Raw genomic sequence first — 18410 nt, 5'->3', positions numbered from 1 at the left:
ACCCGCTGCCTAGTATTGATAGGTCAGCGAGACAGTATAGTTACGCGGTGCACCGTAGCGATACTGATCGAAATAGCTGACCTGGCTGTAGTACGTTTCGTCGAACAGGTTATCGATATTGGCCTGCAGCGAGATATGATTGTTGAAGTCATACCGGGCCATGAGGTTCACAAGCGTATAGGCGTCCTGCTCAATCCGGGCGGGCGCCAGCGTAATCGGGTTGGTGGCGTTGGAATAGATATCATCCTGCCAGCTGAATCCGCCGCCTACGATCAGGCCCTCCAGCACGCTATCGAACCCATAGGTCGTAAAAAGCGTGAGGCTCTGGCGTGGCTGATCTGTATTCACGTCATTTCCGTCGGCATCCTCGATCTCGAACTGGCTGTAGCCGAAGCTCAAGTTCCAGTTGTCGGTAACGCGGCCAAGGACCTCGAATTCAAAGCCTTCACTCGTTGCACCTTCCGAGGTGCGATAAGCTTGTTCGGGCGGACTGCTGCCTGCGACGATACCTCCCGTGGGCTGGCCGAGGCTGTCCTGCTTGATGCTGAAGATAGCGAACGAGGTTTGCAGCGCATCTTCAAAGAAGGAACTCTTGATACCGGCCTCATAGGCCTCGCCGATGATCGGCTCCAGTGTCGCCCCGGTTTCGGTGCGCAGATTTTGTGGCTGGAAGATTTCCGTATAGCTCGCATAGAGGCGATGGTTCGGCGTCAGGTCATACAGGACCCCCACGTAGGGGATGACGATATCGTCGGCGCTATAGTTCTGCGTCGCCCCATATTCCGTCCCGCTACGTTCCCAGGAAGATGCGCGGACACCGGCAATCAGGCGCAATGCATCCGTGGCGTTGATGCGCGTTGCCGCAAAGAAGCCGGTCTGTTCGGTATCGATGGCTTGGTCGTGCGTGCCCGTGGTTGCAAATTCCGGGCGCGGGAAATTGCCGTCCCAGTCGTAGAGGCTGGTGGCCGGCAGGAAAGCGTTCGGCCCGGATGCGGCATATGCATAGGTGTCGGCATTCTGGACGCTGTGCAGCGCGCCCAACGTGAACTCGTGCTCACGACCGAACAGCGTGTAATCGCCACTGAGGTGGAGGTCGAAACTGTCCTGCACGCTTTCGCCGTCACTCTTGTACGGCCAGGTCGAGAGCCCTGTGCCGCTGGCTTCATTGATGACACCAAAGAGATACAGCAGCTCAGTATCAGCGCTGTTGATGAGCCGGTTATAGTTGAAGCTCAGGTCCCAGCCATTTGCCAACTCGTGGTCGACATTGACGAAATAGTTGGTGTTCACCGTATCCCAGTAGGCCCAGTTCGCCGAGGTGCTTTGCGAGACAGGCAGGTTGGTTAAGGTGCCGTCATCGTAGAAAGTGGGCAAGGCACCCCAGAGTGGAGCGGTCGGATTGATCGTCTGCTGGCTGGCGCCGGCGCGGATGATGGATGAGTCGCCGAGGTCTGCTTCAACGACGCCGTAAAAGACTGTTTTGTCGGAGTTGAAGAGGTCGATATAGGATTCGCCTTCTTCGTATTTCGCGACGAAGCGGCCGCGGATCGTGCCGCTTTCGTTCAGCGGTGATGCGATGTCTGCCGCGAGTTGCCGGTTCTGCCAGCTGCCAATGGAGCCCGTAACCGAGGCTTCCAGTTCAAGTGCATCGGCATGCTTGCGGACAAGGTTGATTGAGGCGGAAGGGTCGCCGGCACCGGTCAGGAGCCCGGTCGCACCGCGCACCAGTTCGACCCGTTCATAGATCGAAACGTCGGCCAGTGTTTCCGCCGAATCACCAGCGAGGCTCCAGGACAGTGGAACGCCGTCAATCTGGTAATTGGTGATCTCGAAGCCACGGGCGTTGAAGACATTGCGGACATCGTCGACCTCAACGATCGACACGCCAGCCGTGTTACGCACCACATCGGCAATCGTTTCGAGATTCTGGTCGGTCATGCGCTGTTGCGTGACAACCGTTACCGATTGCGGCGTCTCCCTTACGGTCAGGCCAAGCCCGGTGGCCGTATCGATCTGCTGGTCGACGGTATACTGGCCCACAACAACAACCGTATCGAGTTTCGTTGCTTCCTCATCCTGCGATTGTGTGTAGCCAGGCAGTGCCAGGCATACCGAAGCGCCTCCTGCCAAAAGCAAACGTTTCAAACTCATAAATAACTCCCCTGGCCGCCCCGCGACAGCAATTTGAATATGCGACTTATTCTCATTATCAATATCAGCGCCTGTTGCAAGAGCGCTTTCTGACAAAAAAGCCGCGCTCAATAGTGACGCCCCTCATTCGCTGAGCGGACATCGAGCGTCATTGGTCCACGCAATCAGCCGCGTCACTTCCGGACGGCATTATCGATCGCCGACTGGCTTGGAGTGCCCGAACACCAAATTGACCGCGACCGGGTGGTGTCAGACGAATTCGAACCAGTCTCCGTTTTCGCGGACGAGCAGGACTCAGGCAGCGATCAACTCACGCCATTCGAGAAGAGCAACGTCACGTAGCGATTTGAACTTGGCTCTACTCTCGATATTCTGTTGATGATTGAAGTGATTGCACACTGAGGAATGGATTGAAGCGAATTTCTGGAGACTTCGCATTCGGATGAATCGGGACATCGCCCGCTCTCTTCGTCGGAATGGTTGGTGTGAGTTTTCGGCGCCGTTGTTTAAGTGACGGCCGGTTGCCCGGTGGTGTGCGTTTCCGATTTCGCGAATTGCAGCACCATACGATCGAAGCCTGTCGGTCTCTACGGCCTGAGGGGCGCCATATTGTTTCATGGCTTTTCTCATAAATCTCAGTGCTGAAGCCTTGTCACGGACCTTCGTGACGAATGACTCCAGCACCTCTCCTTCATGATCCGCCGTCCACCAAAGGTAGTTGAGTCTGACCACGGATCTTAAGGGAAACCTCGTCCAGGTGCCATTGCCATTCCGGACTCTGCCGCGTGCCTTCCGACCGGCGCTTGCGGATCTCGTGCGCGAAGTAAGTGCCAAAGCGATCACCCCAATGGCGGTCCGTTTCGTGGCAGATATCGCTCCCTCGTTCGAGAAGCAGGTCTTCGACATTGCGCTGTGACAACGGAAAACGCACGTACATCATGACCGCAGCTGGATGATCTCGGGGGGTGTCTTGAAGTAGCGAAACGGTGACTTTGTTGTTTTCCGAAGCTAGGCGCCTGGATACGGCGCCTTAAGGCCAGTTCCGCTGACAATGCCGGGCGCCCTCGATCGCCTATCTTTGCGCTAGGCATTGCGAGCCATGAGACCACCATCGACAGGCACGACTGTTCCAGTCAGATACGTCTGTGTCGGAAGGCTCATGGCGAGGGTCATCTGTGCCACTTCTTCCGGACCGCCATAGCGTTTGAGGGCGGTGCGCCGCTTGGCAAAGATCACCTTGTGATCAGCTGGCACGAAAGACGTCATCGACGTGTCGATGGGGCCGGGGCAGATGCAATTGACCAGAATACCTTCCGGGCCAAGATCCACAGCCAGCGCCCGCGTCAGTCCGGCGACACCTGCCTTGCTTGCAACATATGCGCTGTCGAGTGGCGTGGCCCCGAGCGCTTCGGTGGAGGCGATGTTCACGATCCTGGGCGACTCGCTCTTGCGGAGCCAGGGCAAGGCGCTCCGGATAATCTTCTGTTGCGCCGTAAGATTGATGTTGATCATCCGGTCCCAGTGCGCGTCATAGTCGGGATCATCTATGGCAAGAAAGCCTGCGATTCCGGCATTGTTCACGACAATGTCAATGCCCCCGAACTCTGCGGCGATGCTTTCGATGACGGCGGGAATTTTGTCCGTGAGGGCAAGGTCGATTTGCCAGGACTTTGCCGCGCCCCCTGCCTCCGTGATCTTTTTTAGCGTCGCTTCAAGACCATCCTTGTTCCGGTCCAGCAATGCGACCGTGGCACCGTTTTGGGCAAACAGAACGGCAGTTGCCGCGCCCATACCGCTACCGGCCCCGGTGACAATGGCAATCTTCTTATCGAGCTGGGTCATGTAAATTGTCCTTGTATTGAGTGAAGCAAGCCTGTCGGGAGGAGGTCTTCGGACGCTGCTGGTGGTGGCGTCTATCTATTGCCAAACGGTTCGGTTTAATCGGGCATGAGCCCGTTCAATCAGGGTCACGGATGTCTCGTGCAGGGTTTTGCCAATGGCCTTGGGCGCGGCGCCGCTGAACGCGCGCGCATATGTGCCCTCAAGGATGATGGCGAGCTTGAAGCAGGCGAGGACGATGTACCAATCGATATGTGAAAGGTCGCGTTGAGAGCGGTCTGCATATCGCTGGATCATCTCATCAATCGCCGGAAACCCTTCCCAGGGCTCCACCACCAGGACCGGCAGGTCCCGCCAGGCAGGATCGCGCCATGTACAGATCACCCAGGCCAGATCGACCAGGGGATCGCCGATGGTGGAAAGCTCCCAGTCTATGACAGCCGCCAGTTGCGGGCCGTCATTCCGGAACATGACATTCCCGATGGCGTAGTCACCATGCATGATGCCTGGCTTGAAGTCTGGTGGCAGGTTGGCACTCAGATAGTCCGCCAGCGTATGAACATCACCGAGTCCCTCGCCGCCGGGCCATCCTTCGTGCTTTGTGTAGCTTTCCAGCTGTGACATCCACCGGCCGGCCTGACGGGACAGGTAGTTTTCCGGTTTACCGAAGTCTCCCAGGCCGAGGGCTTCATGATCCAGACTGCCAAGTTCAGCTGCGGCGTCCACCATGGCAAACCCCATTTCACGGCGGATCTGCGGGCGTGACCGGTGCAGCTCAGGCAGGCCGGTCACGGCGTTGAAGCCATCGACCGCCTCCATCAGGTAAAAGGTTGCGCCCAACACATCCGGGTCATCGCAGACCGCAACAAACCGGGGGTGAGGCACGTTCGTTCCCGCAAGAGCGGCAAGCACCCGGGCTTCACGGGCCATAACCTCATTGGCTTTCGCGCGAGGGGTCACGCTTGGCCGCCGCAAGACGAAGGGGGCTCCGCTGCGCTCGAACTTCGCGATAATGTTCTGTGTGCCGCCGGCCAGTTGCGTGAGGCTGGTGATGGGACCTTTTCCGATCCCGTTCGCATCCATCCATCTCTCAAGTCGGACCTGATCGATACCCGGCACCGCTGAACTGTCCATTCTCGGGCCCTTTTCTACAGGAGCAATCCGCCATCCGCGACGAGCATCTGGCCCGTCATGTAAGATGACATGGGAGAGGCAAGGAAAAGCGCGATTGACGCCATTTCGTCAGGCGTGCCGAACCGCCCCATGGGAATGCGCGACATTGCGGCATCCTTGTGTTTCTCGTTCTCTGTTGTCTGCGCCGTCATGCGTGTGGGAATGAACCCGGGCGCGAGCCCATTGACCCTGATCCCCTGGTGCGCCCAGGCTTGGGCGAGGGTGCGGCAAAGCCCGTACGCACCCGTCTTGGAGGCGTTGTAGGCCGGGTTTCCACGTGTCGCGTGAAATGCGGCAGAGGAACTGACGATAATCAGTGAACCGCCAGCTTTCTTCAAATCCTCATGGAAGCGCATTGCGCAGGCCATCAGGCTGTTCAGGTTCACGTCAACAACACGGCGGAAGCCATCCATTTCATATTCCTGCCGGTTGTAGAGTACCAGTCCCTGAGAGAGGACAAGGACATCCAGGCCGTCGAATTCCGCCTGATAGGCACGGACACGGTCGTCGTCCGTGGCATCCATCGTCTGGTAGATCATGCCCGACAGGTCGCTGTCTTCTTCCTTGTGATAGTCTGCCGCGTTCGGCCTGGTTCCCCACACCCAGACCTTTGCGCCAGCGTCGCGAAAAGTGCGGGCGGTTGCATTTCCAATGCCTGTCGTGCCGCCAACGACGAGAACGCTCTTACCGGAAAAATCGAGTGGATTGTTCATTTCGTGCCCCCTGATCAGTTGATGCCGAATTTTGCCCTGGCGCGGGCTTCGCGTTTGTAGGCAATATATTCGGGGAAATCGGAATCTGCCGGCTCGACCTCTTTCAGGGCCTCGCGTGCCAGGACCAATTTGTGCACCTCCGTCGGTCCGTCCGCGAGACCGACATGATGACTGTTCACCAGCGCGGCCGTAAACGGCATCTGTGTCGACAGTCCGAGGGCTCCGTGCAGATGAAGGGCTCTTGAAGAGATGTCATGCAGGATTTTCGGCATGATGGCTTTCACCGCAGAGACATTCGCGCGGATGGCTTTCCAGTCATGTCCCTGGTCGGCGAGCCAGGCGGTTTCCAGCACAAGCAGGCGGAACTGCCGAAGCTCAATCCAGCTGTCGGCAATCTTTTCCTGAACCATCTGCTTCTGCCAAAGCGGCTCGCCCTTTGTTTCCCGTGATTTGACGCGTTCGCACATCATGTCATAGCACTTCGTTGCCTCGGCGATGGTCCGCATGGCGTGGTGCATGCGCCCCCCACCCAGCCTTACCTGGGCAACGACAAAAGCATCTCCCCGGCCTCCCAGCATGTTTTCTTTCGGTACACGCACATTGTTCCACTTCACGTGGCCGTGCGTGCCTTCCGGCTCGCCATGGAAGGTATAGTCGCGGACAATCTCGATCCCCGGCGAGTCAGCCGGCACGATGAACATCGACATACGGCGATGAGGATTGTTGGCCTCCGGCTCTGTCACAGCCGCAATGATGTAGAACGCCGCAAAGCGCGCATTGGAGGCAAACCATTTCTCGCCACTGATGACCCAGTCATCCCCATCCTGGACTGCCATGGTCTTCACCATGGTCGGGTCAGCGCCCCCCTGAGGCTCCGTCAACGAGAAACAGGAAACGATCTCATTGTTGAGCAGCGGCTTCAGATACCGCTCTTTTTGTTCGTCCGTTCCGTAATGGGCGAGAATTTCAGAGTTCCCGGTGTCGGGCGCCTGTGCACCGAAGACGATCGGGCCGAAGCGCGAGCGGCCGAACTGCTCGTTCATGAGGGCCAGCTTCAGCTGGCCATAGCCCGGGCCCCCAAGTTCCGGGCCCAGGTGGCATGCCCACAATTTACGTTTCTTGACCTCTTCCTGGAGCGGTCGAACCAGCTTTTCAAACAGCGGATCCCGAATATTCCACTGACTGCCCAGCACGTCATCCAGGGGTTCGACTTCTTCCCGCACAAATTCGGAAATCCAATCAAGCTCGGCCTGGAACTCCGGCTCCGTCTGAAATGACCACATAGGTGTTTCCCCGCTTCGAAACGATAAGTTCGGGCCTTTGCTATCAACCGTGGGGACGAGCGTCGAATTTGATTTTTTTTGCCGATTAATAGGAGTAGGTTATAAGAAATCGCCGATTGGAAGGAAGAACCGTTGGACCTGCATGCCACACCATTGAGGGCGTTTCTGGCGGTTGCGGACGCGCAATCTTTCACGCGGGCAGCCGAAGAGCTGAACATGTCGCAGCCGGCCTTGTCGGCGAAGATCAAGGAGCTTGAGCGCCGGTTGGGCTTCGACCTGCTCAAGCGGAGCAAACGCCATGTGGAACTGTCGCCGGGCGGACGCTCGTTTCTTGCGCATGCGCGGCGTATGGTTCTCGAGACCGAATGGATGCATCAGAAGATCCGGGATATCCGGAAGAATGCGGTGAGGATCGGTGTTCCCTATTATTCCTCGAACATCCCGGCGCGGACCGGGCTGACAGATGATTTCATTGCCAACCATGGGGCAGACGGCATCGAAATCATCGGAATGAGCCATGACCGGCTCTACAGGGCGCTTGCGTTTGAAGATATCGATCTTGCGCTCGTGCTGGAGCCTGAAGAACACTGGTTTGATTCCGCGATCAGCCCCGCAGCCGAGACCGATCTGCGCGGACATGTCATCGAGAGCCGTGAGCTTCAGTTATCCGTACCGGAGTCGAGTGACCTGTACGGCAAGACGGTGATCGAGGCCGCCGACCTGGAAGGCCGCTCGGTCGCGTCCATCAGCCGTGTTCACGGGGTGGCCCTCTCGGAGGGGGTCGCCCGTTTCCTCAATGCGCATGGCGCCACGCAGTTCAAACTGCCGGAATCCAATGCGGTTTCGACGCTCCGGCTCGCACGCCGGCTTCAGGTGCCGGCCATCTGCCTCGGTTGGTTCACGGAAGATACGGAGACCTGCGGGCAGAATTCCCGGACCCTTCCATTTGAAGAGGGGGGGATCAAGACTCATTTCGTCATCCGGCGTCGGTCAGATTCGCTTCGGCCGCTCGCTGAGACATTCTGGACAGCGGCAACGAGGTGCTGACCTTTATCAAAAGGTGCTGAATATGGCGCTATCTAACGGCTCAAAGCATGCAAAATCGGCGCGGTTCAAACTGTGAGTATTCGTTCTTGTTGAGGGTGCCGTCAGATGAATGCGAACCAGTCTCCGATTTTCGCAGACGAGCAGGTCTTAGGCAGCGATCAGCTCGCGCCATTCGAGAAGAGCGGCATCACGTAGCGACTTGAATCTAGCCTTGCTCTCGATGTTTTATTAATGATTGAAGTGGTTGTATACAGACGAATATATTGGAGCGAACTTTTGCAAACTTCGCATACGCCGGAAGCGAGACATCGCCCGCTCTCGACGGAACGGTTGGTGTGAATTTTCGGGGTGATTGTTCCGGTATTGCCCCATTTCCCGGCGGCGAGCATTTCCGATCTCGCGTACAGCAGCGCCATAAGACCGAAGCATATCCGTCAGCGCGACATCCGGATTACCATACCCCTTCATTGCTTTCCTTAGGAGTTTCAATGCGGAAGCCTTGTCCCGAGACTTCGTGACGAAGGACTCCACAACCTCACCTTCGTGATCGACCGCTCACCACAGGTAGTGAGTCTTCCCACGGATCTTTACGAACACCTCGCCCAGGTGCCACCGCCATTGCGGCGGTTGTCTCATTCTTTCAGATCGGTGTCTGCGGATCTTATGCGCGAAATAAATACCGAACCGATCGCCCCAATGCCGAACCGTCTCATGGCAAATGTCGATGCCGCGCTCGTGAAGCAGGTCTTCGACATTCCGCAACGACATCGGAGATCAAACATACAAGCTGGATGATCTCGGGCGGCGTCTTGAAGTCGCGGAATGGCGATTTTGTCATTTCCTAAGGCTCGCCGCCAAGGTGTCGCGCCTCAAGCCAAGTTGCTCTGACAATCCCGTCCTGAATGTTTCCTAGAAACGGGTCATCAGCTGCACGCGAACACTGTCCCCGAGATTGTAGTCGTTTCCTGCATCGCGCGCGTATTCGAGTGACAGGGTCGCGGAGTCCCGGCTGGCCCGCCGGGACAGACCGAGGCGAAACCCTGCGCCAAAGGAAGCAGCTTCCGTCGTCTCTCTTTCCACGGCGGTCGGTTGCTCAAACTTCGCAACCCCGGCAGCACCGAAGACGTAAGGCGAGACCACTCCGCCAATCGAGGCATCGCGACCGAACGGGCTAAAGATATTCGGGGCCGAAAGCTCGGCCCGCGAAACAACGCCCGTATCGGCCTGGATTTCACCGAGATTGAAGGACGAAAGCTGGTCCAGGCCGCCGAGACTGAGCTGTTCGGATGCCGGCAGCGGCTCCCCGAAGGACAGCTGACCACGGGTCGAGAACAGGAATTGCAGCCGGTTGTCGGCCAGCGTGTTGACGTATCGCAGGCTCGCCTCAGCCTTTTCGAAGTCCGGCTGGGCCCCGGCGCGCGACATCGGCTTGGCAGCCGTTGCCTGACGCGCACCCAGGGCATCGACACCGAACGAAGCGGTAAGGCTGCCAGCCAGTTGCCCGCCCCAGGGGTCGTAGAGATCACCCACCCCGCCCAGACGGACGACCCGCAAATTGTCCTCCGAGAAGGCTGTCTGTATGCCGGCAAAAGCGAGCGTCTGCTTTTCGTCTGCGAGATCGAAGGAAAGCAGTGTCGAAAGGTTCGAGTTGCGGCTGCGCAGCCAGTGATAGCCGAGCTGGACGGCAGCCCGCTGATAGTGGCCGGACAGCGAGAAATTCACGTCAGACGTTGGATGGGTTTCGCTATCGATCCCTTCGATGTTGAACCAGGCACCGGTCCGGCCGAGCGGAATGGTTGCGCCCAGCACGACCTGTCGATTGCGCGGATCATCGGTAAAGAAACCGTCCGTGTGACCGACCAGCCGCAGATAGCCGACCTCGCCGAGCCCGAGCAGGTTGTTGGCATCGGCTCCGAATGTCAGGGCCGACGACCCCAGCCCGGCCGCCATGCTGTTCTGGTAAGCCGCTGTAAACGCAGCGGGATCATAGCGCCCCTCGACGACGATAATGGTCGAACCGGGAGCCTGCCCTGCCCTGAGTGTGGACCTGAGCACGACGCCAGGTGTGTCACCGGCAAGCAGCAGCCGGCGCTCTAATCGCGACAGGTTTATCCCCCGCTCGCCGACCAGAACACTGAGCATCGCCTCGACACGGCCGCGAACACCTTCCGGAAGAGCCGACGTATCGATACTTTCGACATAGCCGTCGGTGACGACCAATTTCAGCGGCATGCCATCCTTGATCGTCTGCGGCGGCAGGCTTACGCGCGCAAGGATGTAACCAGCATTGGCATAGGCCGCCTCAAGCTGGCGCGCCGCCGCGAAAAGGTCGGCGCCGGTGACCAGCTTGTCCCTGATCTGGGCGTCCACGGCCTCGGTCGCGTCGACCATATCCGGCAATGCGCCTTCGACAAGAAGTCCTGAAGGTCTCACCTCCAGGTCCTCAGCCCCCTCGGGCGCATCGAGCCCCGACGGAGCGGTCAGCGACAGACCGCCGCCTTCTGCCTTGCTGATGACAGGTGGCGCATAGCTGTCCCGGGTAACCTGGCTTGCCGTTTGCGCCGATGCGGACGAGACGCTGAGGATATCCGGCATGATGGCCATAAGCGCAAAGGCTGTCGTCGAGTAGAAGATTTTTTTTGCGAGATCCGTCATCTTAGTTGTCCTTGTCGGCAGATTTGGAACAAACGACGGCGAAGGGGGTGTCCTCCATACAAACAGCGTTTTCCAGTTGTGGGTCTTCGTAAGTCTGCAGGCCGCTTCCGCTGTCGGCGGAGCGACTTGTGCGCACCACGGGCGGCAACTGCGTAGTTCCGTTCGGCAGGAGAGTATTCTGGTCCAGCGTGCCGTTCAGGCCGTTGTCCATACGCTCCGGTTTCCGAACAGTCAGTGTACCGCCGACATAGGTCATCTCGTAATTGGACGATGCAGATAGTGAGCCTTGCGTGATGTCATAGGTACCGGCTTCGGAAGCAACATTGGCGTCCGTCGCAAGGGTGCCATCCAGCGTGTCGCGGTTGACGAGGTTTCCGGTGGTGATGGCATATGTCAGCCCCGGATTGGGGCCGGCAATGAACCGGAAGAGATTATCGGCCGTCACGGTGATCGCCCGCGGATCGATGGTCAGTTGACCATCGACGAAGGTGATCGCGTAATTGCTGTTTGCGAGAGCCCCCTGCGTGATCGCATAGGTTCCGACACCGGATGTTCCATCGGCCGATGTTGCCAGTGCCCCGGCCAGCGTGTCGCCATTGACGAGGTTGCCGGACGTCAGGGCGTAGGTCAGCACCGGGTTGGCGTCACCATAGATACGGGCGAAATTGTCGGCCCTCACCGTAATCGCCCGCGGATCGATGGTCAGGTCGCCATCGACGAAGGTAATCGCGTAGTTGCTGTTCGCCAGAGAGCCCCGTGTAATAGCATAGGTTCCGACACCGGATGTCCCATCGGCCGAGGTTGCCAGCGCTCCGTTCAGCGTGTCGCCATTGACGAGGTTGCCGGACGTCAGGGCGTAGGTCAGCACCGGGTTGGCGTCACCATAGATACGGGCGAAATTGTCGGCCCTCACCGTGATCGCCCGCGGATCGATGGTCAGGTCAGCATTCCCGTAACCGACCACGCGATAGGAAACACCTTCACGACTTGTCGTGGTCACGACCGGGGTCAGGAACGCAACTGTCTGCCCCCCGGCATCCAGGGTCGGATCGACCGAAATTGCGCCAAGGCTACCGATGTTGATTGACAGGTCATCGCCGGATGAACCGAAGATATAGGAAGCTGGCCCGCCATAGGAAGCGGTGACGGCGTCAATGGCCGCAGTGCTGTCGCCATAGGTAGAGTTCGCGGAGACGCCGCCCAACCAGACCACCGGGCTCAGCGCATAAAGCTCAGGATAATAGCCGGCGCTCGGCGGCGCCCAGGCGGTTTCAAAGTCCCAGCCCGCCGCATCAGCAAGGGCGTAGAAATAACCCGTATTCTGGAACTGTGCCGTCGTGAGGCCGATAACGCCGTCGCTCAGCCCCGTGCCGACGCCTTCCGACTGTCCTGTCGTCTCGGTATCGAAATAGGACGCGGTGAGCGTCGCACCGCCGCCATTATTGTATCCGACCAGCCCGCCGACACTGGAGCCTGTAGCCGTGACGGCGCCGGTGGCGTAGGCGTTGGTGATCGAGCCGGTCTCAATCCAGCCGGCCAGCCCGCCGACATTGTCGCTCCCGGCAACGTCGCCGGTCGCATAAGCGTTGGCGATGGAGCCTGTCATATTCCCGACCAGCCCGCCGACATAGTTGTCGCCCGACACGGCGCCGGTCGCATAGGATTCGTGGATTTTCCCTCGACTGAGGTTCTGGCCTACGAGTCCCCCGGCATAAGAGTTAAGGTTCACGGCAGTTACGTCGCCGGTCGCATAGGACCTCGTGATTTCACCGACGTCATTCCGGCCCATCAGTCCGCCAACCCAGCTGTTGCCAGATACGGCGCCGGTTGCATAGGCATTGGTGACTGTTCCGTTCCCCACGTTGCGACCGACAAGACCGCCGGAATAGTTTCCCCCCAATACATCCCCAGTGGCGTAGACATCCTGAAGGATGCCCCCGTCATTGTATCCGACCAGCCCGCCAGTACTATCCAGAGAACCTACCGTCGCGCTTGCGGTCACGGTTCCGCCCGCATGGGAATTGGAAACGGAGGCGCCGCTATGGACATAGCCGATCAGCCCCCCTGTGTAGGTGCCGGCCGTAACCGAACTGGTCGCATAAGCATTGGAGATGGAGCCGGTACCGCCGAGCCTGCCGGCCAGGGCTCCAACCGAAGAATTGCCCACTATGGCGCCGCCCTCCATACCGATATTACTGATCTCGCCTGAAACGAAACCGAACATGCCGATATCCCGCGCGTTCGCCCCCGGCTGATTAATGTTCAGGTCGGAGATTACGTGGCCTCCTCCGTTAAAGGAGCCGGAGAATTGGAATTCTGTGGGATTGTGCTTGCCCAGAGGAACCCAGCCGGTCGTGTTCCATATGCCCGCCGCATCGGCGCCGTCGGTCGCGCCGGCATCGATATCCCTGGTCATAAGGTAAGAGCCCGAAAGGTCGACGCCGATCAGAGCAAGCTGGTGCAGGTTGGAAACAGCGGTGACACCGTTGATGGTGGGGCCGGCTTCCGAGCGCAGGATCGGGCGCATGTCGCTGCGTGGATACGTTAAGTCAGCGTCCTGAAACCAGGTGCTGGAGAAATCGAAGGTGGTGTAACTGCTGGCGTCCCGCGCCTCTGCCGTCGTCAACCCGACGGACGTCACAGAACCGGCGGAGTTCAGGCCAATCCCCAGCGTCTGCCCGGTAGTGTCCTGGTCGTAGAAGGATGATGAGACAACACCACTGGTATTCTGCCCGATCACGCCGCCTGTAACAGACCCGCCAACAACCTTACCGCTCGCATACACACGGTTGAACGTACCCTGATTATACCCGATCACGCCACCTACATAGGCGCCCGAACCGGTCACGGAGCCTGTTACATAGGCATCATTGACAACAACACCGGTGCTGGCCATTCCGACAAGACCGCCAACATAGGCCGCCCCCGACACATCCGCGTCCCCATGAGTATCGTCGACCGTGCCAGCGGAAAGATTTCCGATCAATCCGCCGACATAGTTGCGGCCTGTCACCTTGCCCGTCGCATAGGTATTGCTGACCGAGCCGGCATTGAACCCGACCACGCCGCCGACGCTGTCATCACCCGATATGGTGCCATCTGTATAAGCGCTCTCAATCACGCCGGCGGCGGTGTTGTATCCGACGAGCCCCCCCGTGTTATTGTCCCCAGACACTTGGTTGAATACCAGGCCGGTCGCCCACACGTTCTTGATGGTTCCGGAATTAACGCCCGCAACAAGGCCGACATTGTTCCCGCCCTCGACACGGCCGTTGCGGAAACCGAGATCGCGGATGACACCCTCATTGCTGGCGAACAGGCCCAAATTGCCAGAACCAAACGCAGAAATTCTTAGCCAGGAAATCTCGTGCCCAAGCCCGGCGAAAACGCCAGTGAAGGGCGTACTGGACGATCCGACCAAGGCCCCCGGATACAGGATACTCCAGTATGAGCTCGGACCGACCGGTTCGGCCAGGGCATAATGGTCGTCGAGTCCGGTCGTATCGATGGCGTTAATCTCCGCCACGGAATGGAGCAGCGTATAGGCTTGGCCATCGATGGCGAGGGTCGCGTTGGTGCCGGAGAGGGTCGCCGTCGCGCCCTGGGCAAAGATGTAATCTCGGCCAGCGCCATAGTTCAATGCGAGGCCGGCGCTGTCGCCCGTCGCGATGATGTCGGCGAATATGCCGATGTCATTCGCCGCATCGAGGGTCAGCGTGGTGTTGGCGTCCCAGGCGATTTTGCTCGCCACCAGAATGTCGCCAGCCTGCGACCCGGCGCCGCTGGTCGAGACGGTGACATTGGCTCCGGCCAGAGCATCGGTCAGGGTCGTGGCATTCAAGATACTATCTTCGCCACTTGCGGTGAAGCCTGCAATATTGCTGCTTGCCTGATCTGAAATTGTCAGATTGTAGGGATCGAGCAGAAGAGTACCGAATGTGCCGTTTTCTGCGGACAGATCCGTATAGCCGGCATAGGCGAGTTTTGCCTTGCCGGAGACTTCCGCATCGCCGCCGTTGCCCGCGCCGGCGCCGCGCGCGCTGATCAGACCTTCGAAAGTCGTCAGACTGTCGGACCAGACGACCACGTCGCTACCATCGCCATCGGTTGTGGCATCGGCACGGATCGTTGATCCCGCGTCGATCTGCGTGGTCTCCGCGCGCTGCAGTGTGCCGGTTCCCTGCCAGTCGCCGCCAATCCTGACGGAACCGCCGCCTGCCGCGCCGGACGCGTCGAGTGTCGCGCCGCTCAGCAGGATGTCCCGACCGGTGACCTCGATGGCACCGCCTTCGCCGAAAGCAGACGTTGCAGTGAGCTTGCCAGCCACGGTAACCGCGCCGCCCTCGCCTCCCCGGATGATGATCGCGCCATCATGCCCGTCAACGGCGTTCGCTTCGACGACGCCCGACAGGTTGATCGTATGGCGGGCTGCTTCGCGGGCCATTGCGGCGGACATGACGATCATTCCGCCTGCGGCGCGGAGCGTTCCGCGTTGGTCGATCAGGGCATCGCCTGACGGCGCTTCCGTCGCCACGGCGACCTGCAGGAAGCCATCCCCGGAAAAATCAAGCGTCGCCTGCTCACCCGCCGCGAGGCCGATCCGCCCGAGTGGAACGGCAACCAGACCATCGTTCCGAACCGATCCACCGATCAGGGCGGCATATCCTTCCCGACCGACCTGCACGACGCCAGCATTGGAAATGCCCGCCGACGCGCCTGTTCCCCGGAACGTCAGGCGGCCATTCAGGAAGTCTTCATTGGTGATATCAAGCGTCGACCCGACAAAGCCGCTTCCGACATTGATGACGCCGTCAGCCGTAATGGCGATCCCGTTCGGATTGACCAGATAGACCTGTCCGTTTGCGGAAAGGGTCCCGGCGATGACAGAGGTAGTGTTTCCTGTGACCCGGTTGAGAATGGCTGAGGATGCATCCGGCTGGATGAAATCCACCGAAAAGCCTCGGTCGATCGAGAAGCTGTTCCAGTCGACAATTGCCCGGTCTGTATCCTGACGAACCGTAAGGGCGGATCCCGCAGTTTCTATGGAAGCATTTCCGGCCGAAACGGTTGCGCCCGAGGGCAGAGGTCCGTCTGCATAGGCGCAAGGAACGGTCAGGGCCGTGGACGCCAGGAGCATTGGGAACAGGCGGCCCACAGAAGGCCAGGCAGGCCGTGTATCGGGGGTCGGATCAGAGGAAAAACACGACATTCAGGTATGCCTTTCAAGGTAAATTTGTCGCACCCTCGGGGTGCAAATTGACATCGCTTTTGGGGGGAGTGCATCGCGCGCAAGTGGCAAAGAATCCGGCACACCAGAATGCGCGACCAATTCGATCTGAATTGGTCGCGCATTCTGGAACAACAGGAAAATCGGCAATTTCAACGGACAATGACAGAACAGCTAATATAATCGGGTATTCAAAGACCGTGTATGCCTCACGCCGAATTTCGTTCCATCAGAACGAGACCTGCGACAATTTAATTTGTTAACGGTGGCTTGCCGAATCGGACCGTTCCAACTGAAGTTGGCTGGCTTTAGTGGTTCGACCTTGGCGTTAAAATCGAGCGGCGATTTTACCAATGCTACTATGGCATAGGCCGACGTTGCGGGCGAACTCAGCAGGAGATTGTCCATTGTGAACCATGTGAGGCCCGCTCTAAGTGTAATCGTGGGCGCTGTCAGGCTAATGCGAACTAATCTCCGTTATTCGCGGACGAGCAGGTGCTGCCCTGAGGGTACTGTTGCATTTAGCGATTGAAGGCGGCGGCGGAATTCGGGCGCGGAATCTACCCTGTTCCGGACACGGAGACACAGCCCTGGAGCCCCCCCCCCGCGGGGTGTGGGGCTTGTGCGGAAGCGACGGTACTTTTCTCTGTATGGGGATGCGGCTGGCGGCGCTGTCAGACAAACTCGAACCAGTCTCTATTTTTAACGGACGAGCAGGTCTCAGACAGCGAAAAGCCCGCCCTTCGAGAAGAGCAGAGTGACGCAAAAATTTAAATCTGGCCCCATTCCCGAAGTACCTTTGACAATGCGCTTGTTCAGATATCTGCTCCATTGAGCAAAGCTTCAGGCAATTGCATCCTTCCACGCCCTTATCAGGTCGTCGGATGTACCCGTGCCAAACACATATCTATCGGGACGAACAAGTACGGCCTCTGTATTGTGGCGCTCCAGCCATTTACGAATTTCGTTGGAATAGCGATCAAGTTTGCCAGAGTTAAGGCTTACGGCCTGCAGACCCGGAACAGAGGGAAACGTGCCGTCTCCGATCAGCCAGGCTCCGGGGCCCAGACTGTCATCCAACCTTGAAGAGCCGTCCGCCGAAAGAAATTGCGGGAAGTAGGTCCCCGCTCCGGCGCTACCATCCAGTAACAGACCCGTGCCGATGTCGGGATAATCTGTACGACCATCTGGCGACTGTCCGGCGGCACGTGCGGCCAGCATTTGCCTGTCCCGCTCAGCTGCCGCCGCCGGGTCGGTAATGCAGACCGTCCGACCCATCATCATTGCCATTTGAATCGTCGCCCGCGCATGCGGATCCCGTTCCAGCTGGTAGGTATCAAGAAGGGTTTCGTTTGTCGTTCCAGACGCGACCATCCCCAGCTTCCACCCAAGATTCGCAGCGTCCCGTGCGCCCGCGCACATTCCCTGGCCTGCAAAAGGCGGGGTCTGATGTGCAGCATCGCCTGCGAGCAGGACACGACCTTTTTTCCATGCTTTGGCTACCCTTGCATTGAACCGGTAGACGGCCTTCCGTTCCAGGGTAGCGGCGCCATCGACGTTCCAGGGCTTCAGCAGGCCCTCGATGAAGGCGTCGTCAAGCACCTGCTCGGGTGTTTCACCGGGCAGCAGCATGAACTCCCAGCGATGACGGCCTTCGCCCATCAACACGCAGGTCGTGGGCCGCGCAGGATCGCAGATCTGGAGGTTTACTTTCGGTAGTCGCTCAGCGTCTTGGACGACCATGTCAATCACCAGCCACGGTTCATCGAACTGGAGATCGTCGAGTTCAATCCCTGCGGCTGTGCGTACCGGGCTTCGTGTGCCATCGGCGCCGACGAGGAAACGCGCGGTTACCGTGCGCTGTCCATCGGGTGCCTCAAACCTGGCAGAGACGGATTCACCCGACTCTTCGTAGCCAGTGAAAGCCCAGAGCGAGCGCAGCTCGACGCTGTTACAGTTCGGCAGCCTATCGCGCAGGGCACGTTCGAGTGACGGTTGGTGGATCATGTTGGCGCCAGACCAGCCCCCGGGACCCAACTGGTCGGATCCTTCGAACTGCAACAGGATCTGACCATCAGACGTCAGAAAGTCGTAATGGCTCGTGGTGCGGCAGGTCGCAGCGATCTGGTCCGCAGCCCCGACTGACTGGAAGATGCGCATGACTTCGTGGTCGATATGTGCCGCACGTGGCAGGGGATAGATGTCTGCCTCTTTCTCGCAAACAATGACGGATGCCCCGTATTGTGCGGCGACTAGCGCCAAGCTTATCCCCGTCGGACCGGCACCGACAATAAGGACGTCGCAATCAGGACCGGACATGCC

The 18410-nt window shown here is 58.9% G+C and carries 9 protein-coding genes and 2 pseudogenes; 1 reads left to right on the top strand and 10 read right to left on the bottom strand.

The features are described from left to right. Positions 1-9: 9 nt before the first annotated feature. The 6 genes and pseudogenes from HAD_RS10635 to HAD_RS10610 form a co-directional block, all read right to left on the bottom strand. The gene (locus HAD_RS10635; RefSeq protein ID WP_035570950.1) at positions 10-2151 is read right to left on the bottom strand and encodes a TonB-dependent siderophore receptor; all 2142 of its coding nucleotides are present in this window, start codon (positions 2149-2151) and stop codon (positions 10-12) included. Between the two features lie 294 nt (positions 2152-2445). Further along, positions 2446-3108, bottom strand: a pseudogene (locus tag HAD_RS10630) (IS6 family transposase). 126 nt (positions 3109-3234) lie between these two features. After that, positions 3235-3993, bottom strand: coding sequence for an SDR family NAD(P)-dependent oxidoreductase (locus HAD_RS10625; protein ID WP_035570947.1), 759 nt, complete (start codon positions 3991-3993; stop codon positions 3235-3237). Positions 3994-4068: 75 nt separating this feature from the next. Further along, positions 4069-5124: a phosphotransferase family protein gene (locus HAD_RS10620; protein ID WP_035570946.1), complete on the bottom strand. Its 1056-nt coding sequence runs from the start codon at positions 5122-5124 to the stop codon at positions 4069-4071. Positions 5125-5138: 14 nt separating this feature from the next. Then, positions 5139-5876, bottom strand: a complete 738-nt coding sequence (locus HAD_RS10615; RefSeq protein WP_035570945.1) for an SDR family NAD(P)-dependent oxidoreductase — start codon at positions 5874-5876, stop codon at positions 5139-5141. A gap of 14 nt (positions 5877-5890) precedes the next feature. Beyond that, positions 5891-7159: an acyl-CoA dehydrogenase family protein gene (locus tag HAD_RS10610; protein ID WP_035570944.1), complete on the bottom strand. Its 1269-nt coding sequence runs from the start codon at positions 7157-7159 to the stop codon at positions 5891-5893. A 132-nt stretch (positions 7160-7291) separates the two neighbouring features. Here HAD_RS10610 and HAD_RS10605 point away from each other — a divergent pair, with 132 nt between their 5' ends. Next, the gene (locus HAD_RS10605) at positions 7292-8206 is read left to right on the top strand and encodes a LysR family transcriptional regulator (protein WP_051596129.1); all 915 of its coding nucleotides are present in this window, start codon (positions 7292-7294) and stop codon (positions 8204-8206) included. Positions 8207-8353: 147 nt separating this feature from the next. Here the strand turns inward: HAD_RS10605 and HAD_RS18865 are convergent. The 4 genes and pseudogenes from HAD_RS18865 to mhpA form a co-directional block, all read right to left on the bottom strand. Beyond that, positions 8354-9044 (bottom strand): annotated as a pseudogene (locus HAD_RS18865) (IS6 family transposase). A 71-nt stretch (positions 9045-9115) separates the two neighbouring features. After that, positions 9116-10861, bottom strand: a complete 1746-nt coding sequence (locus tag HAD_RS10600; RefSeq protein WP_051596128.1) for a ShlB/FhaC/HecB family hemolysin secretion/activation protein — start codon at positions 10859-10861, stop codon at positions 9116-9118. Position 10862: 1 nt separating this feature from the next. Further along, positions 10863-15998 carry an MBG domain-containing protein gene (locus HAD_RS18020; RefSeq protein WP_162177500.1) on the bottom strand — a complete coding sequence of 1712 codons (5136 nt, stop codon included), beginning with the start codon at positions 15996-15998 and terminating at the stop codon, positions 10863-10865. Between the two features lie 933 nt (positions 15999-16931). Beyond that, positions 16932-18407 carry a bifunctional 3-(3-hydroxy-phenyl)propionate/3-hydroxycinnamic acid hydroxylase MhpA gene (gene mhpA / locus HAD_RS10590; protein WP_035570943.1) on the bottom strand — a complete coding sequence of 492 codons (1476 nt, stop codon included), beginning with the start codon at positions 18405-18407 and terminating at the stop codon, positions 16932-16934. Between the last annotated feature and the right edge of the window lie 3 nt (positions 18408-18410).

It is taken from the genome of Hyphomonas adhaerens MHS-3, from assembly GCF_000685235.1.
Classification (GTDB): Bacteria; Pseudomonadota; Alphaproteobacteria; order Caulobacterales; family Hyphomonadaceae; genus Hyphomonas; species Hyphomonas adhaerens.
The sequence above is the reverse complement of the archived record's forward strand: the minus strand, read 5'-3'. Positions and strand labels throughout refer to the sequence as shown.